Origin of the sequence: Clostridium sp., from assembly GCF_050717635.1 — a bacterium.
Taxonomy (GTDB): Bacteria; Bacillota; Clostridia; order Clostridiales; family Clostridiaceae; genus Clostridium_AD.
In genome coordinates this window covers 34,561-60,856 of sequence record NZ_JBOITO010000026.1, presented here as the reverse complement: position 1 = coordinate 60,856, position 26,296 = coordinate 34,561, and the positions used below count along the sequence as shown (strand labels likewise).

At 33.1% G+C, this 26,296-nt stretch carries 21 protein-coding genes and 1 pseudogene; 19 read left to right on the top strand and 3 right to left on the bottom strand.

Features of this window, described 5'->3' with window-relative positions:
* Positions 1-64: 64 nt before the first annotated feature.
* From ACREWB_RS11915 to rlmD, 17 genes are all read left to right on the top strand, one after another.
* A complete protein-coding gene (locus tag ACREWB_RS11915; protein ID WP_431547657.1) occupies positions 65-496 on the top strand; it encodes an FHA domain-containing protein in 432 nt (143 codons plus the stop codon).
* Between the two features lie 26 nt (positions 497-522).
* A complete protein-coding gene (locus ACREWB_RS11910) occupies positions 523-1,767 on the top strand; it encodes an FtsW/RodA/SpoVE family cell cycle protein (RefSeq protein ID WP_431547656.1) in 1,245 nt (414 codons plus the stop codon).
* The gene (locus ACREWB_RS11905) at positions 1,760-3,187 is read left to right on the top strand and encodes a peptidoglycan D,D-transpeptidase FtsI family protein (RefSeq protein ID WP_431547655.1); all 1,428 of its coding nucleotides are present in this window, start codon (positions 1,760-1,762) and stop codon (positions 3,185-3,187) included. Before ACREWB_RS11910 ends, ACREWB_RS11905 begins: the two co-directional genes overlap by 8 nt.
* 135 nt (positions 3,188-3,322) lie before the next feature.
* Positions 3,323-3,925 carry a metal-dependent hydrolase gene (locus tag ACREWB_RS11900; RefSeq protein ID WP_431547654.1) on the top strand — a complete coding sequence of 201 codons (603 nt, stop codon included), beginning with the start codon at positions 3,323-3,325 and terminating at the stop codon, positions 3,923-3,925.
* Positions 3,926-3,977: 52 nt separating this feature from the next.
* Positions 3,978-5,843, top strand: a complete 1,866-nt coding sequence (uvrC, locus tag ACREWB_RS11895) for an excinuclease ABC subunit UvrC (RefSeq protein WP_431547653.1) — start codon at positions 3,978-3,980, stop codon at positions 5,841-5,843.
* Between the two features lie 17 nt (positions 5,844-5,860).
* Positions 5,861-6,586 carry a phosphatase gene (locus ACREWB_RS11890; protein WP_431547652.1) on the top strand — a complete coding sequence of 242 codons (726 nt, stop codon included), beginning with the start codon at positions 5,861-5,863 and terminating at the stop codon, positions 6,584-6,586.
* Between the two features lie 60 nt (positions 6,587-6,646).
* Positions 6,647-7,561 (top strand): UDP-N-acetylmuramate dehydrogenase, encoded by a 915-nt coding sequence (murB, locus tag ACREWB_RS11885; RefSeq protein ID WP_431547651.1) that lies wholly within the window; start codon positions 6,647-6,649, stop codon positions 7,559-7,561.
* A gap of 112 nt (positions 7,562-7,673) precedes the next feature.
* Positions 7,674-8,558 carry an RNase adapter RapZ gene (gene rapZ, locus ACREWB_RS11880; RefSeq protein ID WP_431547650.1) on the top strand — a complete coding sequence of 295 codons (885 nt, stop codon included), beginning with the start codon at positions 7,674-7,676 and terminating at the stop codon, positions 8,556-8,558.
* Complete coding sequence (gene mgfK, locus ACREWB_RS11875) at positions 8,555-9,892, top strand: gluconeogenesis morphogenetic factor MgfK (RefSeq protein WP_431547649.1); 1,338 nt, start codon at positions 8,555-8,557, stop codon at positions 9,890-9,892. Before rapZ ends, mgfK begins: the two co-directional genes overlap by 4 nt.
* 4 nt (positions 9,893-9,896) lie before the next feature.
* Positions 9,897-10,850: a DNA-binding protein WhiA gene (whiA, locus tag ACREWB_RS11870; RefSeq protein WP_431547648.1), complete on the top strand. Its 954-nt coding sequence runs from the start codon at positions 9,897-9,899 to the stop codon at positions 10,848-10,850.
* A gap of 5 nt (positions 10,851-10,855) precedes the next feature.
* Positions 10,856-12,160 (top strand): DRTGG domain-containing protein, encoded by a 1,305-nt coding sequence (locus ACREWB_RS11865; RefSeq protein WP_431547647.1) that lies wholly within the window; start codon positions 10,856-10,858, stop codon positions 12,158-12,160.
* 35 nt (positions 12,161-12,195) lie between these two features.
* Positions 12,196-15,768 (top strand): DNA polymerase III subunit alpha, encoded by a 3,573-nt coding sequence (locus ACREWB_RS11860; protein WP_431547646.1) that lies wholly within the window; start codon positions 12,196-12,198, stop codon positions 15,766-15,768.
* 347 nt (positions 15,769-16,115) lie between these two features.
* Entirely contained in the window at positions 16,116-17,075 is a 960-nt protein-coding gene (pfkA, locus tag ACREWB_RS11855; protein ID WP_431547645.1) for a 6-phosphofructokinase, read from the top strand.
* A 75-nt stretch (positions 17,076-17,150) separates the two neighbouring features.
* Positions 17,151-18,908 carry a pyruvate kinase gene (gene pyk, locus ACREWB_RS11850; RefSeq protein ID WP_431547644.1) on the top strand — a complete coding sequence of 586 codons (1,758 nt, stop codon included), beginning with the start codon at positions 17,151-17,153 and terminating at the stop codon, positions 18,906-18,908.
* A 220-nt stretch (positions 18,909-19,128) separates the two neighbouring features.
* Positions 19,129-19,488 (top strand): DUF1540 domain-containing protein, encoded by a 360-nt coding sequence (locus tag ACREWB_RS11845; protein ID WP_431547643.1) that lies wholly within the window; start codon positions 19,129-19,131, stop codon positions 19,486-19,488.
* Between the two features lie 90 nt (positions 19,489-19,578).
* Positions 19,579-19,947, top strand: coding sequence for a DUF1540 domain-containing protein (locus ACREWB_RS11840; protein WP_431547642.1), 369 nt, complete (start codon positions 19,579-19,581; stop codon positions 19,945-19,947).
* Positions 19,948-20,095: 148 nt separating this feature from the next.
* Positions 20,096-21,517 carry a 23S rRNA (uracil(1939)-C(5))-methyltransferase RlmD gene (gene rlmD, locus ACREWB_RS11835; RefSeq protein WP_431547641.1) on the top strand — a complete coding sequence of 474 codons (1,422 nt, stop codon included), beginning with the start codon at positions 20,096-20,098 and terminating at the stop codon, positions 21,515-21,517.
* Positions 21,518-21,621: 104 nt separating this feature from the next.
* On the opposite strand, the gene ACREWB_RS11830 is transcribed toward rlmD, so the two are convergent.
* The 3 genes and pseudogenes from ACREWB_RS11830 to ACREWB_RS11820 form a co-directional block, all read right to left on the bottom strand.
* Positions 21,622-21,834 (bottom strand): cytochrome b5 domain-containing protein, encoded by a 213-nt coding sequence (locus ACREWB_RS11830; protein ID WP_431547753.1) that lies wholly within the window; start codon positions 21,832-21,834, stop codon positions 21,622-21,624.
* A 63-nt stretch (positions 21,835-21,897) separates the two neighbouring features.
* Positions 21,898-22,425 (bottom strand): annotated as a pseudogene (locus ACREWB_RS11825) (cupin domain-containing protein); the annotation flags it as partial.
* A 96-nt stretch (positions 22,426-22,521) separates the two neighbouring features.
* Entirely contained in the window at positions 22,522-23,928 is a 1,407-nt protein-coding gene (locus ACREWB_RS11820) for a L,D-transpeptidase family protein (protein ID WP_431547640.1), read from the bottom strand.
* A 168-nt stretch (positions 23,929-24,096) separates the two neighbouring features.
* On the opposite strand from ACREWB_RS11820, the gene ACREWB_RS11815 reads away from it, so the two are divergent.
* Together ACREWB_RS11815 and ACREWB_RS11810 are read left to right on the top strand one after the other, a co-directional pair.
* Positions 24,097-24,849, top strand: a complete 753-nt coding sequence (locus ACREWB_RS11815) for a pseudouridine synthase (RefSeq protein WP_431547639.1) — start codon at positions 24,097-24,099, stop codon at positions 24,847-24,849.
* A gap of 103 nt (positions 24,850-24,952) precedes the next feature.
* On the top strand, positions 24,953-26,206 hold the full coding sequence (locus ACREWB_RS11810; RefSeq protein ID WP_431547638.1) for a hypothetical protein: 1,254 nt from the start codon (positions 24,953-24,955) through the stop codon (positions 26,204-26,206).
* Positions 26,207-26,296: the final 90 nt, after the last annotated feature.

Here is a 26,296-nt window from a genome sequence, read left to right as displayed (position 1 = left end):
GTTTAAGCTAGCATATTATTTCAATGCTAGCTTTGATTATTTTATAAAGAGGAGAATGTGCATTATGATTAAGATAAGTTTGATTATGAGATATGTAATTATAGCGATTATTTACATTATAATAATATTTGCACTACGTATTATGTATAAGGACATGAAAGGTGGCGGTGTAAAGAAGAAACCAGCCTTAAAAAAAACTATGGGGCTTGAGGTTATAGAAAGAGGAGAGAATTTTAATTTAAGAACCGGTGATGTTATTCCTCTAAATGATGAGCTTACCATAGGAAGAAAGGCAGACAATCTTCTGATTTTAGGAGATAAATACGTATCTTCAAAGCACGCTAGAATATTTTTGAAAAATACAAATTATGTTTTACATGATTTAGGGAGTACTAATGGCACATTAATGAACAAAAAGAAAGTTGTGGACAAGGTAGATATAAAAAAAGGTGATGAAATTAAAATAGGAACTTCAATTTTTAAGGTTATTGGATAAATTGTGAGTTTGAGTGAGGTGATAGTATGGAAAGTATAGTGGAAGAGAGGAAACTTCTAAGATATACTTATCTTTTATGCATAGTTTTATTTTTAAATATATCTTTTATTGGTAAACAAGGCTTTGATAAAGGTGCAATTATAATGGGTGTAATAGTATGCCTTCTTTTTGCTTATTCTCATTTTATAATAACAAAGTTTTTTCCGGACGGAGATAAATATATTTTGCTGTTTTCAAATGTCTTGGCGGTTATAGGGATAGGAATGTTATATAGGTTAGATTCTTCTATTGCTCTTAGACAACTTATCTGGTATGCCTTAGGAATCGCTGTATTCATCTTGGTAGTGGTACTTTTACCTAGTTTGACTAAGTTTGGAAAGTACAGATGGTTTTATATGATATGTACGCTTATACTTATGTCTATGGGAAGTATATTTGCGGATAGTACAAATGGATCTAAAAATTGGGTAAGTATTTTTGGAGTGACTTTTCAACCTACTGAATTTGGTAAGTTATCTCTTGTAGCTTACTTAGCATCAACGCTACAATATTATGGTATAAACCTTAAGAATAAGTCGGAGTTTACAAAATTAAAACCCTTACTTGAGCCTGGAATTGTAGTTATGGTTTCACTTGGATTCATGGTACTTCAAAAGGATTTAGGCTCAGCTCTTATATTTTTTGCTATTTCAGTAACTATGTTATATATTGCTACTTCTAATTTTAAATATGTACTAGTATGTCTAGGGCTTTTTATAGTAGGTGGATTTATAAGCTATAAAATGTTTGATCATGTACAGTTAAGGTTTATGATTTGGGGAGATCCATTTAAATATGGTTATGATCAAGGTGCTCAGGTGGTGCAATCATTAATCTCTATAGCGGAAGGAGGCCTTTTCGGAACAGGGCTTGGCCTTGGATATCCGACAATGATTCCAGTAGTTAATACAGATTTTATTTTTGCAGCTATATGTGAGGAAATGGGTCTCCTTACTGGTTTTGCTATACTTATAGTGCATTTTTTACTATTTTATAGATGCATGAGAGTGCCTGTTTATGGTAAAAATAAATTTACGCGACTTCTTGCGGTGGGCTATAGTACAATGATAGCAGCTCAGGTACTAGTCATAATAGGTGGTGTAGTTGGAGCTATTCCACTAACGGGTATAACGCTGCCATTAGTTAGTTATGGTGGGAGTTCTATGATAATAACTTTCTTTTCCCTAGGTATACTTCAAAAGATATCGGAGGACGGACAAACTTATGAATGATTTTGTAATTAATATAAAAAAGGTCATGTTAGTGTTTTTAATACTTTTTATTGTTTTAATTTCTTACATATCTTATTTTTATATGTTTAATAGTGAAAAAACAGTAGCGAGTACATTTAATAATAGACTATGGGCAGAAAGAAATAAGGTGTTAAGGGGTACAATTTACGATAAAGATATGGAGCCTTTAACTAAAAGCACAAAAATAAATGCAACATCTCAAAAGGTGAAATATTTAGGAGGAGAAGTTTTTACTCATGCTATAGGGTATATTGATCCTGTGTATGGACTTACAGGTCTTGAAAAAAAATATGATGCAGAGCTTATGGGGACGCAATCAGATGTTTCAAAGTTTTTTTCCTTTGATAAGGATGAGAAGGAAAAGGTTGGTAATAGCTTGAAAACCACACTTGACTCTAAGCTTCAGAAGGTAGCTTATGATGAGTTGATTAAGACAAAATTAAAAGGCGCAGTTGTGGCCTTGAATCCTAAAACCGGTGAGATTTTAGCTATGGTGTCATTGCCCTCCTATGATCCGAATAATTTAGCTAAAGATTGGAAGGGAATGCTTGCAAATAAAGATATACCACTGCTTAATAGGGCTGTATCTGGGATGTATCCACCGGGGTCTATCTTTAAAACCATTACGGCTATAAGCGCATTAGAAAATATTCCCGATGTTTACAATAGAAAATTTCAGGATAATGGTAAGTTAGTATTTAATGAGAGTACATCTTTGGAGAATGCAGGTAAACATGCTTATGGAAATATAGATTTTACTACTGCATATGTGAAATCTAGTAACGTGGTTTTTGGTACCTTGGGTATTGATTTAGGAAATAAAGCACTAAGGGATACCGCAGAAAAGTTTTACTTCAATAGAGATACTCCGGCGCAAGGCTTAACAATAGAAAACAGTAGATTTCCTTCCTACAAAAGCAATGAAAAAGGAAATATTGCCCAAAGCGGTATAGGTCAGGCGGGTGTTTTGGCCACTCCTATGGAAATGGCATTAGTTGCAAGCACTGTTGCCAACGATGGCGTTATGATGCAACCTATGCTTGTTAGCGAAATAATGAATAGTAAGGGTAAATCTCTAAAAAAAATAGAACCCAAATCAATGGAAGAAGTCATGTCAAAGGATAATGCTGATATAATGAAAGATTTAATGAAAGGGGTAGTTACTGAAGGTACGGGTACAAGTGTAGCTATTCCAGGAATAGAGATTGGCGGAAAAACAGGAACTGCGGATCATAATGATTCTACTGGAAAAGCGATGAAGGCACATTCCTGGTTTATCGGCTTTGCACCCTATGATAATCCGCAAATTGCCATCGCTGTAATTGTAGAAGAAGGTGGATTTGGTAGTGGAAAGGCCGCTGTTATAACTAAGGCACTTATCAGTGCTTATTTAAAGTAAAAGTTATAATATACGAACGTATGTGCATAATAGTGATATAATACAGTCAGATATGAAAATAATATCTGGCTGTATTATATTTTGTAGAATAAACTAACACCATAGGTGATGACGAAATAAAGAAGGTGACTATAAATGACAGGCAAGACTCATGCGGGTATCGGTGGCATAATGTATGTAGCAATTTGTAATAAATTGCCCGGGAAATTTACTTATATTGGTTTGATTGTGGTTATTTTAGCCTCAATACTTCCCGATATAGATTCACCTAAGAGTATGATTAATAAGTATATATTACCATTTAAAAATAAAAATACTAAAGTGACTATGTATGTTTGTTTGGGGATAATAATGTTATGGTTTGATTTTTTATATACTAAGGAGATCGCCCTTAAAGCACTGGCACTATCCTTTATAATTATTGGGTTTTCCACTCACAGAAATGGACTCCTGCATAGTTTAACAGGAATGATGTTATTTATGCTTATGATAGGATATACTTGTAATAAATATTCTATATCGCCACTTGTATATCCATTTACTATAGGATTTGGATCTCATTTAATGGGAGATATGTTTACTAAAATGGGGGTGCCACTATTTTATCCGTTTTTAAAGAAAAAATTTAAGTTCCCATATACATATGAGGTTGGATCTAAGACAGGTAGGATTATAGAAGGGTTAATTATGGCATTTGGGCTGGTATATACAGTTTATGTATTGCCAAGTTTACTGTGATAAATAACAAAAGACTTACAACTTAGCATGCATTAAAAAGGGGGGTTTGAATGTGTTTGATTTTGAATATCAACTAAAGATTCTTCCAGAGGCACCAGGGGTATATCTTATGAGAAATAATCTTGGTGAAATAATATATGTAGGTAAGGCTAAAATATTGAAAAATAGAGTAAGACAATATTTTAAAAGTTCTAAGAGTCATTCTGAAAAAGTAAGGGCTATGGTGAAAAATATAGCTGAATTTGAGTATATAGTAACGGATTCAGAAATGGAGGCACTGATCCTTGAGTGTAATCTTATTAAAAAACATAGTCCTAGATATAACATTTTGTTAAAGGACGATAAGCACTATCCTTTTATAAAGATAACTATAAATGAGGAATTCCCAAGAGTTTTTGTAACTAGAAACATTGCAAGTGATGGATGTAAATATTTTGGTCCATACACGGATTCGGCAGCAGTATATAGTGTTATGCAGCTTATAAAAAAAGTATTTCCTCTTAGAACCTGCAAGAGAACTATAAAAGAGGAACTGCCCAATACTAGACCTTGTTTAAATTATCATATTGGATTATGTAAAGCCCCTTGTGCTGGGTTTATAAGTAAAGAAGATTATGGAAAAATAATAAAAAATACAGTGGATTTACTTACAGGTAAAGACAAAAATATAAGAGATGGTCTAAAGCAAGAAATGGAAATTGCATCGGACCGCTTGGAATTTGAAAGCGCGGTACTATTTCGGGATAAAATAATGGCTATAGATAAAATAAATGATAAGCAAAAGATTATAATAGGAAATTGTGAAAATGAAGATTTTATTAATATATATGTTCATGAAAAAGATGTTTGCCTGCAGGTGTTTTTCCTTCGGGACGGTAAGATAACAGGAAGGGAACATTTTATTTTAGATGATTCAGCGGATGAGGTAGGTAGTGAACTTATAGAGAGCTTTATAAAGAGATTTTATGGGGGTACAGCCTTTATTCCTAAAACAATATATGTGCCTTTTATAAATGAGGGAGAAATTTTGCAGCAGTGGCTTAGTGACAAAAAAGAAATGAAGGTTACTATTAAAGTTCCTCAAAAGGGAGAAAAGAAAAAAACGTTAGACATGGTACAAAATAATGCTAAGATAACACTAGAAGGATTTAAGCTAAAGGATATGCACGACAAGGAAATTCATAAAATAGCATTGCAGGAGCTTACAGTGTTATTAAATCTGGATGAAATACCAGAGAGAATTGAATCCTACGACATTTCGAATATTATGGGAGTGGATTCTGTAGGGAGTATGGTAGTTTTTGAAAATGGGAAACCTAAAAATAGTGATTATAGAAGGTTTAAAATAAAGTCTGTTATAGGAGCTAATGATTATGATAGTATGAGAGAAATCTTAGAGCGAAGATTTATTCGTGGTCTCCAGGAAGTAGAAAAGATAAAAGAGAGACATTTAGAATTAAGTAAGGGTAAATTTTGTGTATTTCCCGATTTGATTCTTATGGATGGCGGCAAAGGACAAGTTAATGTGGCATTAGAAGTTTTAAATAGTCTCAATATTAATATACCTGTTTGTGGGATGGTAAAGGATGATAAGCACAAAACCAGAGGTTTAATATATAATAATATAGAGCTGATTATGAAAAGCAATTCTCAAAGTATGCATTTAATTACTAGGATACAGGATGAGGTGCATAGATTTGCCATTACTTACCACAGAACACTGAGAGATAAAAGAACGCTATATTCTATATTGGATAATATACCAAATATAGGGGAAAAGAGAAGACGAGAGCTTTTAAAGAAGTTTGGTAGCATTGATAATATAAAGTGTGCAAGTAGCACGGAGCTCATGATGACGCCTTCAATGGATATTAAGGCGGCGCAGTGTGTTTTAGAATATTTTAAAAACAGTAAATAACGAAAGAAGGTACGCATATGAAATATGTAGTGGATGTACATACACATACTATAGTAAGTGGTCATGCATATACTACTTTACTTGAGAATGTTAGAGAGGCGAAAGTGAAGGGAATAAAAATACTCGGAACATCTGAGCATGGTCCTAATATGCCAGGGGGACCACATATGTTTTATTTTGGTAATATAAGAGTGATACCTAGAGTAATAGATGGAGTTCTAATACTACGAGGTTGCGAAGCTAATATAATGGACTATGAGGGAAAGCTTGATATTCCGGATTATATTGGGGAAAAGTTAGATTTTATAATTGCAAGTTTACATGATGTATGTGTAAAACCTGGAACCGTACAGGAGAATACTAGCGCAATTTTAGGGGCCATGGATAATCCCAATGTTCATATTATGGGACATAGTGGAAATCCGGTTTTCCCAATCGATCAGGAGGCTATGGTAAAAAAAGCGCTGGAAAAAGATATTATAATCGAGCTAAACAATAGTTCTCTTAAAGGATCGAGAGCGGGGAGCGAGGTTAATTGTAAGAAAATTGCTTTGCTTTGCAAGGAATATGGAGTTAAGATAATTATTGGTAGTGACGCTCATACTTGCTTTGACATAGGGGGATTTGACCTTGTGAATAAACTTTTAGAAGAAATTAATATGCCTGAGAAATTAATAATGAATAGCGATGAAATTAAACTGTTGAATTATCTTAAAGAAAAGGGTAAAATAAAGGAGCTATAATTTTATATCGTAAAATATAAGATTACTTAAAAAAATATTAATGTTTTCAAGGAGTAGATTATGAAGCTATACGCAAAATTAATTAAAAAATTAGAGGAAGTAATAGACAGAGCAAACATAAAGCTAGATGAACCAATGAAAACTCATACTTATTTTAAAGTAGGTGGACCAGCTGATATTTTAGTAACACCAGAAGACATTAATCAAGTTTCAGCTGTAATAAAGATTTGTAAAGAATATAAAGTTAAATATTATTTAATAGGTAATGGATCTAATTTGCTTGTAAAAGACGGTGGAATTAGAGGAGTAGTTATAAAACTATCCAAGCTTAATAAAATTCAGGTACAAGGGAACATAATAATTGCAGAAAGTGGGGCAACGCTTTACGATGTGGCGCAGAGTGCTTTAGGCGAAGGGCTTAAAGGCATGGAGTTTGCAAGCGGAATTCCAGGGAGCATTGGTGGTGCGGCAGCTATGAATGCTGGAGCTTATGATGGTGAAATGTCTATGGTAATGGAAAGTGTGGTAGCTATCGATAATGATGGTAAACTATTAACTTTAGCTAAAGACGAAATGGAGCTTGAATATAGAAGCAGTGCAGTTCTAAAACATGGTCATACAGTAGTGGGTGTTACTCTGTGCCTTCAATATGGAGACAAAGAAGTTATAAAAGCAAGGATGGATCATCTTGCAAAAATAAGAAGTGATAAACAACCACTAGAATATGCATCAGCAGGTAGTACATTCAAAAGACCGGAGGGGCATTATGCAAGTCTACTTATACAAGAATGTGGGTTAAAGGGTACTTGCGTTGGCGATGCTCAGGTATCTGAAAAACATTCTGGGTTTATTATCAACAGAAAAGATTCAAGTGCAAAGGACATTCTGGATTTGATTGTTATTGTTCAAAATCAAGTTGAAGAAAAATTTGGCGTGAAACTTTACACTGAAGTAAAGATTTGGGGAGAAGATTAATAATAAAAATAAGATTTATGGTGCACAGCAAGTTAAGCTTCTGTGCATTTTTTTGTGCCTAATTATTCGCAGTTGTGTTATAATTAAAGAATGTAATTAAGGAGGGTTTTTAATGAGATTTCTTATATTGACAGGATTATCAGGTGCCGGTAAAACACAAACTATTCGAAATCTCGAGGATTTAGGATTCTTTTGTGTGGACAATTTACCACCTACAGTAATTCCTAAATTTGCAGAGGCGTGTTATCAAACTAATGGAAATATAGATAAAATAGCACTGGTTATAGATATTAGAGGCGGAAAATTCTTTGATGATTTATTTGAAAGCTTAACTTTTCTAAAAAATGAAGGATATAAATATGAGATTTTATTTTTAGAGGCTTCAGATGAGGCGCTAATTAAAAGATATAAAGAGACAAGAAGAAAACATCCACTAGCACCAGAGGGAAGAGTTTTAAATGGTATTGCTTCTGAAAGAAAAAAACTTAAGGATGTACGTGAACGGGCTGACCATATAATTGATACTACTAAACTTTCGGCAAGGCAGCTAACAGAAAAAATAAATAATCTTTACGGTGAGGAAGGTCAAATAGAGACTAATATTATAATAACTGTGCTTTCTTTTGGATTTAAATATGGAATACCTGTGGATTCAGATTTAGTATTTGATGTTAGGTTTTTGCCTAATCCATATTATATTCCTGAACTTAAGCAGTATTCAGGTAATGATAAACCTGTTAGAGATTATGTGTTAGATTTTGAAGGGACTAAAACATTTATAGATAAGCTTCAAGATATGTTAATATATCTTATTCCTAATTATAAAAAAGAAGGAAAAAGGCAACTTATAGTTTCTATAGGATGCACAGGTGGGAGACATAGATCTGTAGCTATAGCTAATAAAATTTATGCAATATTAGAGCATAGTGGATATAAGGTTAATATAGATCACAGAGATATATATGAAGATGTAAATAGAGGTAAAGATAAATTATGATGTTTGGTGGGTTTTTGAGGATTTCAGTTAACATAAAAAGGTGGATTGTTTTAGGGATTTTCGGACTTACTTTCACGATTTTTGGAATTATTGAGTTTATAAATAAAGAATATTTTTATCCAAGGCAAATAGGGTTTTCCATACTATTAATAGGTCTTGGTTCTTTAATGATATATGTAGCTTTAGTAAAAGTTATTAAGCATATTATAATGTTAATAAATGCAGGCAATCTAGATGTAACTATTGATCCTACAAAGTTTCAAGATCCAGTATATAAAAATAGGATTCTTATGAAAGGACCTAAAATTGTAGTAATCGGAGGGGGCACTGGTTTATCAACCATGCTAAGGGGTTTAAAGAAATATACCAGTAATATAACTGCAATAGTTACGGTAGCAGATGATGGTGGGGGATCAGGAGTTTTAAGAGAGGATTTAGGTATTCTCCCTCCAGGGGATATTAGAAATTGTATTTTGGCCTTAGCAGATACTGAGCCACTACTAGAGGAATTATTGCAATATAGATTTAAAGATGGAAGATTAAAAAACCAAAGTTTTGGTAATTTGTTTTTAGCAGCTATGGATGGAATTTCAAATAATTTCGAAGAAGCTGTTCAGAAAATGAGTTCGGTGCTAGCTGTAACAGGAAGGGTTATTCCAGTCACACTAGATAATATGATTTTAAAGGCAAAGCTTAAAAATGGAAAAGTAATCTGTGGAGAATCTAATATACCAAAAGCTGTTATAGAATACAATAGTACAATTGATGAGGTCTTTATAGAACCTAAAGATGCTAAAGCAATTAAGGAAGCATTAATAGCCATAAGTACAGCGGATGCAGTGATACTCGGACCTGGTAGTTTATATACTAGTATTATTCCGAATTTACTAGTAAAGGAAATAAGAGATGCATTACACAAAACAAAAGCCTTAAGAATTTATATTTCAAATATAATGACTCAACCAGGCGAAAGTGATAATTATGGTGTTAAAGACCATATAAAGGCCATTAATAAGCATGCACACTTTAAAGCTATTGATTGCGTTTTAGTAAATACAGGAAAAATAAGTATTGATTTAGAAAATTTATACCTAGAAGATAATTCTATTATGGTTAATATAAACGAAAAAGAAATTTCAAAGCTTGGTATAAAGGTAATTAAGAGTGATTTCATTAAGGTTATAAAAGGGCATGTAAGACATGATGAAGAAAAACTTGCAGCTGTTTTAGTGGAAACAATTATGGAGAAAAAGTTATTCTATGATAAAAAGAAAATAATAGATTACTTTTATTTATCTCGACGGTTTAAGGAAAATAAAGATAATAAGGAGTAGAATAATGTCATTTTCGTCTAAGGTTAAAAATGAAATTTGCAGATTTACAGAAATGAGTAAGAAAGAAGCCATGGCTGAACTGGCTGCAATAATGAAGGTTAGTGGAACCATTGGACTTGGGTCAAATAAGCAAATTAATTTCCAAATAACTACTGAAAATCCAGCAATAGCACGACTGATTTTTAAATTATTAAAGGAACATTTTTTTATTCATCCAAGACTCTTGGTTAAGAGAAGTAATTCTCTTAAGAAAAACAATGTTTATGTGGTTATAATTACAGAAGAAATGGGAGTTAAAGAGCTTTTAAAGGAAGTGGCAGTACTAGAGGATGGTAATTTCTTTTCCATAGATTATACTATACCAGACAGGCTGATTGATGCTGAAGAATGTAAGCGTAAGTATATAAGAGGGGCTTTTTTAGGCGGCGGAAGTATTAGTAATCCAGAGAAAAATTATCATGTGGAATTTGTTACGCATGACAGTGATTATGCACTGGAACTGTGTACGCTTATTAATAGTTATGGATTATTTGCAAAAATAATTCAAAGAAAAAGTAGTTATGTGATTTACATTAAAGAGGGTGAGCAGATTGTTGACCTGCTTAATATAATTGGGGCACATACTTCATTATTATTCCTGGAGAATGTAAGAATAATGAAGGAAATGAGAAACAATGTAAATAGGATTGTAAACTGTGAAACTGCAAATCTTAGTAAAACGGTAAATGCATCAGTAAGACAAGTAGAAAGTATTAAATTAATACAAAGGGAATTAGGATTTAAGAGACTTCCTAAAAATTTAAGGGAAATTGCAGAACTGAGGATGGAGTACCCAGATGAATCATTAAAAGAACTTGGTGCAATACTTGAGCCACCAGTAGGGAAATCTGGAGTTAATCATAGACTCCGAAGGATAGAAAAGATTGCTGAAGAATTAAGAAGCGAAGGAAGGTACTAAATCTTATGTCAAAGTGTGAAGAGATTATTAGTTATATCCAGTCTCTAAAAGTTGGAACAAAAATATCAGTAAGGCGTGTAAGTAGTGAACTTGGTCTTAGCGATGGTACAGTATATAGAGCTATAAAAGAAGCTGAAAACATGGGGATTGTAAGCACTATACCTAGAGTTGGAACAATAAGAGTGGATAAGGTAGATAAGAAAAATATTAAAAGCTTAACTTATGCGCAAGTGACTAACATTCTTGGCGCAACAATTTTAGGTGGAAATGTAGGGATAAACAAAAGCTTAAATAAATTTATAATAGGTGCTATGAATGTAGAAAACATAAGTAAATATATAGGACCAGGTTACTTACTTATTGTTGGAAACCGTGAAGAGGTACAACGACTTGCCCTACAAAATGAATCTGCAGTACTTATTACTGGAGGATTTGATTGTAGTGCAAAAATTAAGAGATTAGCAAATGAAAAAGGTATACCAGTATTATCTTCAACATATGACACATTTACAGTAGCAAGCATGATAAGTAAAGCTATTTATGAAAGTATGATTAAAAAGGAAATTATTTTAGTGGAAGATGTTATGGATGTTGATGTTACGTGTCTCATGGGGACCGATACTGTGGCTAAGCTAAGACAAATAATTACAGAAACTAATCATGAGAGATATCCGGTGTTAGATGAGAACATGAAGCTCATTGGAATAGTTACTTTAAAAGATTTGCAAGGACACAACGATGATAATGAGTTAATTGTTAAAATAATGAATAAGTACCCTATAAGCGTTACTCCTAAAACCACTGTAGCTTATGCCGCTCATATTATGGGGTGGGATGGAATTAAAATTTGTCCTGTGGTCCAAAAGAAGAAGGTAGTGGGGATTCTAACTATAGAACATGTTATAAGAGCGATGGAGTTTGCGATGAGGCAACCTCAAGTTGCCGAAACTATAGAAGATCTTATTCTAAACAGTTTTAGTTGCGAGAAAGAGGGAGAGAGGCTACATTTTTATGGTCAGGTTATTCCTCAAATGTTAGACCCTATTGGAACAGCCTCTTGGAGCTCGCTAAACATGTTGTTATCAACTATGGGGATAATGGCACTCAGACAAAATAATAATATTAATATTTCAGTGGATAGTATATCTACATATTTTTTAAAGCCTGTACAAATTGGTAGCGATATAGATATATATACAGAAATTCTTGATAAGGGAAGAAGCTTTTCTAAAGTGGAAATTAGTATGTATAATAAAAATAAGGAACCTGTAGCAAAGGCAATGATTTCAGCAAAAATTTATAAAAAATAATATGTAAATTTATGGTTTGAGGAGAAGTGAAAAATATGCAACAAGAATTAGAGAGTGAGGATTTAGGGAGTTTTGTACATCTTCATGTGCATACAGAGTACAGTCTTCTAGATGGCTCAGGAAAAATCAAAGATCTTATTTCTAAAACCGTAGAACTAGGCATGAAGAGTATTGCTATAACAGATCATGGAGTGATGTACGGATGCGTTGAATTTTATAAACAGGCAAAGGCGCAAGGCATTAAACCTATTATTGGTTGTGAAATATACATAGCAGCTAAATCCATGAAAATAAAGCAAGCAGATAGAGAAAATCAAACTCATCATTTAGTGCTCCTAGTCAAGAATGAAGTGGGGTACGAAAATTTGATGAGGATAGTATCAGCGGCTTCCATTGAAGGCTTTTATTATAAACCAAGGGTTGATCATGAATTTTTGATGAAACATAGTGAAGGGATAATCGCTAGTAGTGCTTGTCTTGGTGGCGAGGTGCAGAGTTATCTTCTTCATGATAATTATGAAAAAGCTAAGGAAATAGCACTCTTGTATAGAGAAATATTCAAAGATGGTTTTTACTTAGAACTGCAATATCATGGTATGCAGGATCAACTTAAGGTAAATGAGCTTTTAATTAAAATGTCCGAGGAAACTGGAATCCCTCTAATTTGTACTAATGATACTCACTACATTAATCAAGAGGATGCTAAGGCACATGATGTGCTTCTTTGCATTCAAACAGCAAAAACTGTTGATGAAGAAAATAGAATGAGATACCCTTCTGATCAATTTTATTTGAAATCTCCGGAGGAAATGGAAAAAGCCTTTGCTTATGTTAAAGATGCCTTAAGGAATACAGTGAAGATTGCAGAGTCTTGTAATTTTGATTACGAATTTCATGTATCTAAGCTTCCAAGGTTTCCGTTACCAGAAGGGGTAGATCCTTATGGATTTCTAAAAGAAAACTGTTACAAGGGTATGGGAGAGCTATATAAGGTATTTAGTGAGGCTGAGGAAACAGGATTTTCTATAGATAGTATAAATAAAATAGCCGAATCGAATGAAGATGCAAAGGGGTATGTAGAGAGACTCCAATATGAGCTTGATATAATAAGACAAATGGGATTTGTAGATTATTTTCTTATAGTATGGGATTTTATGAAATTTGCAGTAGAACATGATATTCCAACAGGGCCAGGTCGTGGTTCTGCGGCAGGATCTATAGTAGCTTACTCTCTAGGAATAACTAAGATAGACCCTATTAAATATAATTTGATTTTCGAACGCTTTCTAAATCCTGAGAGGGTTTCAATGCCAGATATAGATTCAGATTTTTGTTATGAAGGACGCCAAGCAGTCATTGATTATGTAGTGGAGAAGTATGGCAAGTCCAACGTATCACAAATTATAACCTTTGGAACAATGGCCCCTAGGGCTTGTATAAGAGATGTGGGGAGGGCTATGAGTTATTCTTATGCAGAGGTAGATAGAATTGCTAAGATGATTCCAAGTGTAATTGGTATAACTATAGATAAAGCTCTTGAAATGAACGGCGAGCTCAATGCATTATACGAGGATGATGAACGCGTTGAAGCACTTATAGATATAGCAAAAGCACTAGAGGGACTTCCAAGACATAGTTCTACTCATGCAGCAGGAGTGGTTATTGCCTCGCAGCCATTAGTAACGTATGTTCCTCTTCAGAAAAATGATGAGATGATAGTAACACAATTTCCTATGGGAACCTTAGAGGAACTTGGTCTTTTAAAAATGGATTTTCTAGGCCTTAGGACACTTACAGTTATGAGAGATTGTGTGGATTTTATAAAAGATAATAGGAAAGTGGCTATAGACTTAGATAATTTAGATATAGAGGATCACAATGTCTATAAGATGATTGGCGAAGGTAAAACTGTAGGGATATTCCAACTTGAATCGGCAGGGATGACTAGCTTTATGAAGGAACTTAAACCTGATAATTTAGAAGATATCATTGCGGGAATAAGTTTATATAGACCAGGTCCTATGGCTGAAATTCCACGTTATATAAGAAATAAAAATAGTACAGATAAGGTGGAATATGAAACTCCAAAGCTTGAAGAAATATTAGGTGTTACTTATGGAGTAATGGTGTATCAAGAACAAGTTATGGATATTGTTAGAAAACTTGCTGGATATTCTATGGGTAGATCTGACCTTGTACGCCGTGCTATGTCTAAAAAGAAACATAAAGTAATGGAAGAAGAACGATATAATTTCATCAATGGAATTGTAGACACCGATGGAAATATAGAAGTAGAGGGATGCCTTAGAAATGGGATTACAGAAGCGGCGGCAAACCGTATATTTGATCAAATGATGGACTTTGCGTCGTATGCTTTTAATAAATCCCATGCTGCAGCTTATGCAGTTGTAGGTTATCAAACAGCTTACTTTATGTGTTATTATCCAACAGAATTTATAGCTGCAATGCTAAATAGTGTAAAGGGTGCTAGTGAGAAAATAGCATTTTATACTAGATATGCAGTACAAATAAATATTGGAGTACTACCGCCTAGTATAAATGAAAGTTACGCAGGATTTACTGTAAAAGGTGATACTATAAGGTTCGGCCTTACAGCTCTGAAAAACGTAGGAGTAAATGTAATAGACAGTATTGTGAAAAATCGTGAAGAAAAAGGTAAGTTTACAGGATTCATGGACTTTTGCAATAAAATAGATACTTCTTGCGTAAATAAAAGAGCAGTAGAAAGCCTTATTAAGTCCGGTGCTTTTGATGATTTTAAGATCCATAGGTCTCAACTTTTGGCGATTTATGAAAAAGTGCTAGATGGAGTAAATAATGATAGGAAGAGAAATATCACCGGACAAATAAATTTATTTTTAGATTTTGAAAATGATTATAATAATTTCGAAATTGAGTATCCTAATATTAAAGAATTTAAAAAGAAATATCTTTTAGCTATGGAAAAAGAAATGACAGGAATATATTTATCTGGTCATCCATTAGATGAATATGAAGAGACTCTAAATATACAGACGGATACAAGAATATCTGACATTGTTGTAGATGAAAGCCTTGAAGAAGGTAACACAATACTTAGTGATAGCTTTAAACTTCAAGATGGTGATAAAGTTATTATCGGTGGCATAATATCATCTGTTTCTAAAAAAATGACTAAAAACAATGATATGATGGCTTTTATTAATTTAGAAGACTTGTATGCTAGTGTAGAAGTAATAGTTTTTCCGAAGACATTTGAAAAGTATAAATCCTTAATGGAAGAGGATGAAATAGTTATAATAAAAGGTCGAGTAAGTATTAGAGAAGAGGAACAACCAAAGATATTATGTGAAGATGTTAAACCACTATTGAAAATTAATAGTGAAAAAATTTATATCTTAATAGAAAATGAAACTATGATGAGTGATGCACTAAAAAAGCTAAAGCAGAACTTGTCCATTTATAGAGGAAGTACTGCCGTATTTCTTTGTACAAAAGAACCAAGAAAAATGTACGCTGTGGATAAAGCACTATGGCTAAGTGAAGAATTAGATACTATGGAAGTTTTAAGAAGTTTATTCGGAAAAAACAACATAAAAATACAATAAAGGCTTCCATTTTACAAATAAAAACGGGAGAAATATATTTCTCTCGTTTTTAGCCATTGAAAGGTTTACAACGCCATAATGGTATGGTAGTCCATAAAAACTTATTATTTATTCGCATAAAACATTGAATGTTTCGAGGATTTTGTATAGAATATAGAGTATAAGAGTATTTTTAATCTGTGGTATTTTTCATATGATAGGGGCTTATTATAACCATAGTGGGACGGATTTTAGCCCTGTGGGACAAGGATTAAAATTAGTAATAATTGTTTTGTACCTTAAAAAGCAATGAGAAAATAAGAATTTATAATTGTTTTATGCTAAAGATAACAAAAGGAGGAATATTTATGAAAACAATTGCGGTATTAACAAGTGGTGGAGATGCGCCAGGAATGAACGCAGCACTTAGAGCAGTAGTTAGAATGTCTATTTATAAAGGCATAAAAGTTATGGGTATAAAAAGAGGATACAGCGGACTTATAAACGGTGAAATTTTTGAGATGAATAGACACTCTGTATCAGATATAATTCATAAAGGTGGAACTATCCTTAGAACTGCTCGCTGCGAAGAATTTAAAACTGAAGAGGGAAGAAAAAAAGCAGTTAATGTGCTAAGAGTATTTGGTATCGACGGCCTTGTAGTAATTGGAGGAGATGGATCTTTCACAGGTGCACAGCTCCTATCAGAAATGGGTATTGCAACTGTTGGAATACCAGGAACAATAGATAATGATTTAGCTTATACTGAATATGCTATAGGTTTTGATACAGCCTTAAATACAGTACTTGATGCTATAAATAAGATTAGAGATACTTCAAGTTCTCATGAAAGAATTAGTGTAGTTGAAGTAATGGGAAGAAATTGTGGAGATATAGCCTTACATGCTGGAATTGGTGGCGGAGCTGAAAGTGTAATAATTCCGGAAATAGGGTATGAAATCGATAGTTTATGCAAAACTATATTTGAAGGTAAGTTAAGAGGGAAAATGCATAATCTAATAATACTTGCTGAAGGTGTGGGTGGAGCAAATGAGCTTGCAGTGCAAGTTGAAGAAATAACAGGAATTGAATCAAGAGCCACAATACTCGGACATATTCAAAGAGGCGGAAGTCCAAGTGCCTTTGATAGAATGCTAGCTTCAAAAATGGGAGTAGCAGCAGTAGAAGTACTTATAGAAGGTAAATCAGGAAGAGTAATTGGTATGAGAGATGGTAAAATAATTGATGAAGACATTAATACCGCACTAGACATGCCAAGAGTATTTGATGAGGAACTTTATAAAATATCAAAGATTCTTTCTTATTAAATCAAATACTAAGGCAATTTTAAAATAACTTATCAAATGATGAATAAAAAAATTTTTTATTAAGGAGAGTAATTTATGAAGAAAACAAAAATTATATGTACAGTAGGACCGGCTAGTGATAATAGGGAAATTATAAAGAGTTTAATTGATGCTGGAATGGATGCTTCAAGGCATAATTTTTCTCATGGAGATCATGCAGAGCATAAGGTAAGAATGGATTTAGTGAAAGAACTGAGAGCAGAATTAAACAAGCATATTGCTATAATACTAGACACTAAAGGCCCAGAAATAAGAACGGGAAATTTTGCTGCTGGTAAAGTTGAATTAAAAGAAGGCGCAAAATTTACAGTTGTTTGTGGTGAGGAAGTTGTTGGAGATGAAACTATTTGCTCAGTTACATATGATGATTTATATAAAGATGTTAAAGTCAATGATACTATTTTAATAGATGACGGATTAGTTGGACTTGTAGTTGAAGAAATAAAAGGAAAAAGAATTAGTTGTAAGGTTTCAAATACTGGTATGGTAGGTAATCATAAGGGTGTTAATGTGCCTGGAGTTTCAATAAACTTGCCTGCGCTTACAGATCAAGATATTGAAGATTTAAAATTTGGAGCTTTGGAAGAAGTTGATATTGTTGCTGCATCTTTTGTAAGAAAAGCTGCTGATGTACTCCATATAAGACGTGTACTTAATGAAAATGGCGGAGAAGATATACAAATAATTTCTAAAATTGAGAATAGAGAAGGGGTTAATAATATCGATGATATTATTAAATTCTCTGATGGTATTATGGTTGCAAGAGGAGACCTAGGAGTTGAAATTCCTACTGAAGAAGTACCTATTGTACAAAAGATGATTATTGAAAAATGTAACGTTGCTGGAAAGGCAGTTATAACAGCTACTCAAATGTTAGATTCTATGATGAGAAATCCAAGGCCAACAAGAGCAGAGTCTTCGGACGTTGCAAATGCTATATTTGATGGTACAGATGCCATAATGCTTAGTGGTGAAACTGCTAGTGGTAAATATCCAATAGAGACAGTAATGATAATGTCTAAAATAGCACAAAGTGCTGAAGATGCTCTTGATTATGCGCAAAATTTAAAGAAAAAAAGAAAACAACATGTTCCTAACGTACCAAATGCTATTAGTTTAGCTACTTGCAGTACAGCTATGGAGCTAAATGCTTCTGCTATTATTACGGCAACTCAAAGTGGTAATACGGCTAGAAAAGTTTCTACTTATAGACCGGAATGCCCTGTTATAGCAGTTACTCCTTATGAAAAAGTTGCTAGAAGTCTGGCATTAAACTGGGGTGTAATTCCAATATGTGCAGAAAAATCTAACTCTACAGATGAGCTTATAGATAAATCTGTTAAAATTGCATTGCAGTCAGGGATAGTAGAAAAAGGAGATTTAGTAGTTATTGCTGCTGGAATTCCAGTAAATTTTGTGGGTAGCACAAATATGATGAAGGTTCATATTGTTGGTAATATATTACTTCAAGGTAAAGGTAATATAAGTAAAGCAGCTTATGGAACAGCTCATTATGCAAAAAATATAAAAGAAGCTAATGACACTCTAAGCGATGGCGACATTCTAGTAGTGAAAAAATTAACCAATGATTATCTGGATATAATAGATAGGGTTTCGGGAATTATTGTGGAAGAAGGAGAACCTAGTGCGAATGTTCTTATCATATGCACAACAAAAGAAATTCCAATAATATATAATGCAAAGGGAGCATTTGATATTATTAAAACTGGTTCCTTTATAACAATGAATACATCTAGAGGAATTGTGTATAGTGGTAGAGCTAACACTAAATAAAGCGATTGTTTGAGCTATGTATAATTAAGACATTTATGGTTATAATTATAAATACAAGTAAAACAATTTGGCAACTGATTTATTTTGTAGCACCTATATGGTGCTATTTTTTTTTGTTTTTAAAATTATTGTGCAGCTGTTACCTTAATTGTTATATTCTTAGTATAAAAAAAGCTAAACTTACAAACTATAATTAAAATAAATGTAAGGAGTGATGTACATGAGTGGAACTTTAAGTTGTACTGCAACAAATTGTGTTAATAATATGTCTGGAATTTGCTCAGCGAGTACTATCAATGTTTTTGGGTCAAATGCTCATAGTAGCGAGAAAACGCAGTGTGAAACTTTTGCTGAAAAGGGGATAAAGAATGCATTAGCTAATGTACTGAATAACAATATAGTTGGCGAATTTCAACAAGTATTTAATAGTGAATCTATAATGATGAGTCCAAGTATAAGGTGTAATGCCACAAGTTGTATGCATAATGAAAGTAATTTGTGTGCTGCTGATAATGTTATGATCAGTGGAATCGGTGCTATTACTAGTGGAAGAACAGAATGTGAGACATTTAAAGAGTAGGTAAAGTATTTTCCTGTTTATTATATTTATCTTATAGTATAATAAATTGTAAGCTATAAAATAATATAATAAATAATGGGAGGTATAACCATGAAGGGTACACTAAGCTGTAATGCAACAGATTGCGTTAACAACATATCTGGGATATGCTCTGCGATTACTATTCATGTTTTAGGATTAACTGCTAATAGTAGCGAGTCAACAAGGTGTAAAACCTTTTCGCATAAGGGATTAAAGAATGCATTAGATAATGTACTGAATAATAATGTAGTGGGTGAATTTAAACAAGTATTTAATAATGAATCCATAGTAATGAATCCAAGGGTTAGATGTGAAGCTATAAATTGTATTCATAATGTGGAAGAAATATGTAAAGCGAAAAATGTTTTAATTGAAGAGGTAAGGGAATTAGATAATGTAAAAACACGTTGTGATACTTTTAAAAAATTGTGTAAATAAGTTATTTTAATATTATATTTACAAGAAAAGCCTTTAATCTCACTTTTTCAAGGGTGGGAGTAAAGGCTTTATTCACTACCACTGATTTATCTGTGGTAGTTTATAATGTAGATTAATAGTTATAAGTAAAAGTTGGAGGAGAGGAAATATGAAAAGTAAGAGAAAATTTGATAATTATGTTATCCCAGTCGAGAAAAACGTAGATTATATAATAAGTATAGATAACATGGGATACCAGGGCGAAGGGGTAGGTAAGATAGACAATTTTACTGTTTTTGTAGCCGGTGCAATCCTAGGAGAAAAGGTGAAAATAAAAATTGTTAAAATTTCTAAAAATTTTGCCTTTGGTAAATTATTAGAGGTAATTGAATCATCACCTAGCAGAGTCGAGCCCATTTGTAGTATATATAAAAGCTGTGGAGGCTGTAATATACAGCATATAGATTATAATGCGCAATTGGATTTTAAAACTAACAGAGTAAAAGAGGTCATTAATAGAATAGGAAAATTACAAGAGGTTATAATACACCCTACTCTTGGAATGGAGAATCCCTATAATTATAGAAATAAGGTTCAATTACCGGTATCTAATAAAAATGGAGAGGTGCGTATTGGATTTTATGCCCAGAGGAGTCATGACATAGTAAATATGGAAACTTGCCATATTCAAGATAAAGTAGCAGATGTTGTGGTAAAACTTACAAAAGAGTGGATGAGTGAATTTAATATACAAAGTTATAATGAGGAAAACCATACAGGGTCACTTCGCCATATTATGATTAGAAAAGGATCTAAAACAGGAGAAATAATGGTGGTAGTGGTTACAAGTGGTAAGGAGCTTCCACATAGCGCAGAATTTATAGCTATAATGACTAAAAAGATTCAAGGGCTTGTTAGTATAGTACAAAATATAAACAGTGAAAAAACAAATGTAATATTAGGGTCACGCTGCGTTACATTGTGGGGAAAAGATACTATAACTGATTATATAGGAGAATTCAAATTTCAAGTATCGCCACTATCGTTTTTTCAAGTTAATTCAATTCAAACTGAAATACTCTACAGTAAAGCTCTAGAGTATGCAAATTTAAGCGGTGGAGAAGTGGTGCTTGATGCTTATTGTGGTACAGGTACTATATCACTGTTTTTATCTAAGGCGGCTAAAAAGGTATTAGGCGTAGAAATAGTACCAGAAGCTATTGAAAATGCTAAAATAAATGCAAGTGAAAATAATATACATAATACAGAATTTATAGTTGGAGCGGCAGAAAAGATTATTCCAAAGCTTATTAATGATGGAGTACAAGCTGATGTTGTGGTTGTTGATCCACCAAGAAAGGGTTGTGATAAAATTCTTCTAGAAGCCATAAGTAGTATGGGACCTAAAACTATAGTTTATGTGTCTTGTGATCCAGGAACTTTAGCCAGGGATTTGGGGATTTTAGACGAACTGGGATATAGGACCTTGGAAATTCAGCCAGTTGATATGTTCCCACAAACGGCACATGTTGAGTGCGTTGCGAGGATAGAGCGGTGCCACCCACGTGGCAAGTGGCATGTTGAAAATTAAAATGTGTTTTATGTTTCCTCAGACGAGAGTTTGAGGGAGTTTTTTTAAAAATAAAATGAGATAGCTTATAAGCTATCTCATTTTATTTTATAGATTTATTTTACTTACCCTTTCAGCACACCAACCTTAGGGAGCTTAGATAGTATGTTTGATGCTCCATGGCAACTTTCAAACTGTGAGCTTAAATCTTTTCCAGCAGTTAAGCCAAAGTGTTTACCTCCGCTCCATTTTGAATTGTCACTTACATCATATACAATTCCATTAACTGCTACATAAGCAGGTTTTCCCATAGAACCATCATACTGAGCAAGTTCAATTATGGTAAATTCTTTGGTTTGCCTAGGATCACTTTGTTCATTTTGATAGTAGTTGTTGCGGTACTTTTCAGCAGCTTCTGCATCTGCTTTAGTTATATGAATTGTACCGCGTGGATGCTGAGGGGGTGCATAAATAGAGTATAATTTTAATGGGGTATCACCTATATTAATTAGATTATGCCATTTACCAGCAGGTATGATGAAAGCAAAATCATCATAAACATTTCTTTGGAAATCTAGGTTATATTTACTATCACCCATTTTAACAAGTCCTTCACCTTCTTCAACACGTATAAATTGATCAAGGTTTGGATGAATTTCTAAACCTATGTCTTCCCCAACTTTGATGCTCATCAAGGTAAGCTGGAAATGGCTTCCTGTCCATAAAACGCTGCGATAAGTATTATTTTGTTTGGTAGCCTCTGAAATATTAATTACAAACGGTTCTGGACCATAGTCCTGTAACCGAATTAAACTATCATCATTTGCAGATCGCGAAAAATCAAATCCTGAACTTAGCCCCGTTTCATCATTATAGGTATACATTGGTGTGTTAATGTAATAAGGATATGGTTCATAAACATTGTACATATTGTTATTCCTTTTATATTATTCTAAAATTATCTTATGATATATGTTTAGATTTGGTGCAACACCAATGAAAGTGGGGCCACCCACCTGGCAAGTCTAATAACAAACAACAGGAGTACCTGCTTCAATATTATCAAATATTTTTTGCGCTAAAGTAGGTGGGGAATTTATGCAACCATGAGAACCCCTTGTTAAATATATGTTTCCGCCAAATTCACTTTTCCAAGTTGCGTCATGTATGCCAATTCCACCAATGAATGGCATAAATACAGCCACAGGAGTACTGTAACCCTCTCCCTTTAATGTGGCATTTCTTTCTTTATATAATATGCTATAAACACCTACCGGTGTTTGAAATTTTCTGCTTACATTACCTGTAACAACATCTCCGTCTACTATAAGCTTACCTTTCTTATAAAACCACATATGCTGCTTAGTTAAATTAATTTCCACATAGGTATCTCCAATATCATTAATTTCATGAGTTATGGCGGTTTGGAGATAAAGTGGTTCTTTGGCAATGGTTTGTCCCTTTTTTATAGTCATAATTAAATCAGCAACTTCTCCTTTACGATTAACTAACCAACCGTAATCGCCGCCACTAGTTTTTATCGTTGTTCCGTATGATGTAGCAAATTCTCTTTGCTTGCCATATGTGTCATAATTATCGTTCACTTTAGCTAAATAATTTTTCATTTTAGTTTCATCAAATGAAACTTCAAGGTTTTCATTAACTGCTATCCAATCATAAATTATAGAACCATCTAAAATTTCTTTTCCTCCAGTAAAGGTATAAGTGATTTTTGAAGCTATATATTTATTGAGTAAAAGCTTAGTGTCTATAACTTCTTTGGAACTTGAAGTATATTTTGGATTTATATAATAATTTTTCTTATCCAAATTTATTGTTGTATTCCCGCTTTGAATTGCATTTACTACATTTACATACAAAGGCTTCGTACTTACTTTAGTTCCCATAACTTCATTTACAATCACATAGACCTTATCTAAATATTTAAAGTTAGCATTTTTAGGTTCAATTATTTTTTTGCTATCAAAACAAGACAGCTTATCAAAACGTTCTTTCAATAATTTTTCATCATAGGTTACAATGCCATCTATTTTCGAAGCTTTTGTGTTAAAGATTGCTTTAATCCACCTAAAAGATTGTTGTTTGTCTTTTAAATCTTGAATTTTTTCCTTTCCATTATACTTAAGCCCAATATCAGCAGACTTAATTTGCTCAGTCACACCATTTCGCTCTATAAGTTCTAGAGTGTATGCATCGCATTTTAATGCTAGTGCACTATCTAATTGCTCTACGGTTTTGCCAAAAGCATTAATGTTATTAATTGTAGAACCAAAATAAAAATGAGTGTTAAAATATATTGACATACCAAAATATAGAGCAAGGAAAATTATAATAACCGTTATAATTTTATTGCGTTTTTTTAGTCGTGTTTTCATCCTAGACCTATTGCGTTTTACAGGTTGTATTTCCATGAGACACCTCTTTTAATATAATATTGCATGTTAATCATATTACAATATATAGGGAATGTAAAGTATACTCAATAAAATTTTTTTGTTAATTTTAGATAGAATGTTATAATTATATCAGGTGAACTTTGCTACAGTAATAATTTAAAAGAGGAAGAGAAGTTATGAAATATGAGATTAGATAAATTTTTATCAGAATCATCAGTTGGAATGAGGAAAACGGTTAGGACCTATATTAAAGAAGGTATGGTTAAGGTAAATGGAGATGTGATAAGAGAACCTACAATAGAAATTAACGAAAGCGATGATGTTATTGAGTATCTTTCAAAAGTAGTTGATTATACTGGAAAGGTATATTATATGTTTAATAAACCAGCTGGCTATATTACTGCAAGAGTGGATACTGTTAATAAAACAGTATTTGATTTTTTTGATGATGTCAACATGAATGGAGTATTTCATGTTGGAAGGTTAGACAAAGATACAGAAGGATTGTTGCTGCTTACTAACGATGGTGAATTTGAACATCAATTAATGTACCCATCAAAACATGTCGAAAAAACTTATTTCTTTCGGGCTTTGGGTTTTTTAGATGAGGCGGATAGAATCAAGTTAGAACAAGGAATATACATGGGAAAAGATGAAATGCAAACGAAGTCTGCAAAAATAGAAGTACAAAAATGCGGAATGTTAGATTCAAACTATTATAACCAGCCTATTGTTTCTGGATATCTTACTATTTCAGAGGGGCGTAAGCACCAAGTGAAGCGTATGTTAAAGGCAGTAGGCTGTTATGTGGTGTATTTAAAAAGGGTCTCCATTGGAGGGTTAATATTAGATGAATCGCTTAAAAAAGGTCAGTACCGATCCCTTACAGAGGAGGAAATTGAAATGGTATTGGGAGAGTATCATAAGGCATTTTGATTTAACTATAGCCTCTATTTTTAGGATTTAATGGATTATTTATGCTATAATGATAACATAGCAATAATTTTATATGAATTTTATCTGAATAAGGAGTGATTAAATGCAGAATGATAAAGACATTAAAGTAGCAATAGGGTTTGCAACTGGTAGAAAGAGTTTTCAAAAAGTTCTGAGAACTAACATCAAGAACTGGAAAGAATCTGGCTTGGTAGCAGACAAAAGGATTAGTTTGAATCTTTTTGTGGCATATGATCTTTTTTATCATAAAACTAAAGCAACGGATTACACTAACATACATCCAGATTTAATCAAGAACATTGATAGTAGCATATTTATAGGAAGTGTTGAAATAAATGAAGAGATTGACTATCTAATACAAGAAAACGTGTTAAATACCGATGAAATTCATATGATTTTTGGCAAGGGGTATGCAGCTCAACGTAATGCTGTATTATATAATGCTATAAAGAATAATATGGATTATTTAGTTTTTCTTGACGACGATGAATACCCTATGGCAGTTACTAATACTAGGGATACTGCAATTTGGGGAGGGCAACACGTTTTGGCACAACATCTTAAATATATTACTGAAGCAGATATTACTCACGGAAATCATTGTGGATATATATCGCCTATTCCATATATGGAATTTAACGATACTATGACCGAAGGTGATTTTCGATCTTTTATTGAAGCTATTAGTAACGATATCGTTAACTGGGATAAACTTAAAGACGTTATGAAGAATGGTGGAGTAACTTATGCTGATACAAAGGTACTTACTAGAGATGGTGCTATAGAGGTGGAGGAAATAAACCGTTCCAAATTTATATCAGGGGCTAATCTATGTATTAACCTTACTAATCCTTCACGTATTTTTCCTTTTTATAATCCACCGGGAGCTAGAGGGGAGGATACTTTTTTAAGTACCTGTCTAAGTGAGCGAAAAGTTATGCGAGTGCCATGTTACACATTTCACGATGGCTTTTCAACATATAATCATCTTTTGGAAGGCGTTCTCCCGATTAAATTGAAATTTATAAAAGCTGATTCAGAAAAGATTAAAACTCGCTTTTATAATGCATGTATAGGATGGGTTCGTTATAAGCCATTACTACTATATATAACTCAGCCAGATCACTACGCTGAAAAAATTAAAGAAATGCGAGAACAACTCAGTATTACACTACCTAAAATCTGTGCTTATTTCGGAAAGCCAGAGTTTATGAATGTCTTAGCTGAACTAGATAAATATAATAAAAATGTGGAGAAACATTATGGTGAATTTGTTGAAACAAAGCGTATTTGGGCAAAGATTATGGAACATTTTTCTAAGCGTAAACAAGAATAGTAGAGAATCTAGCATGATAATAAATGCTAGATTTTTTTTGTGCCACGTAAATGAGGGGTGTTTATTTAATTAAAAGTTATCATGAATTTA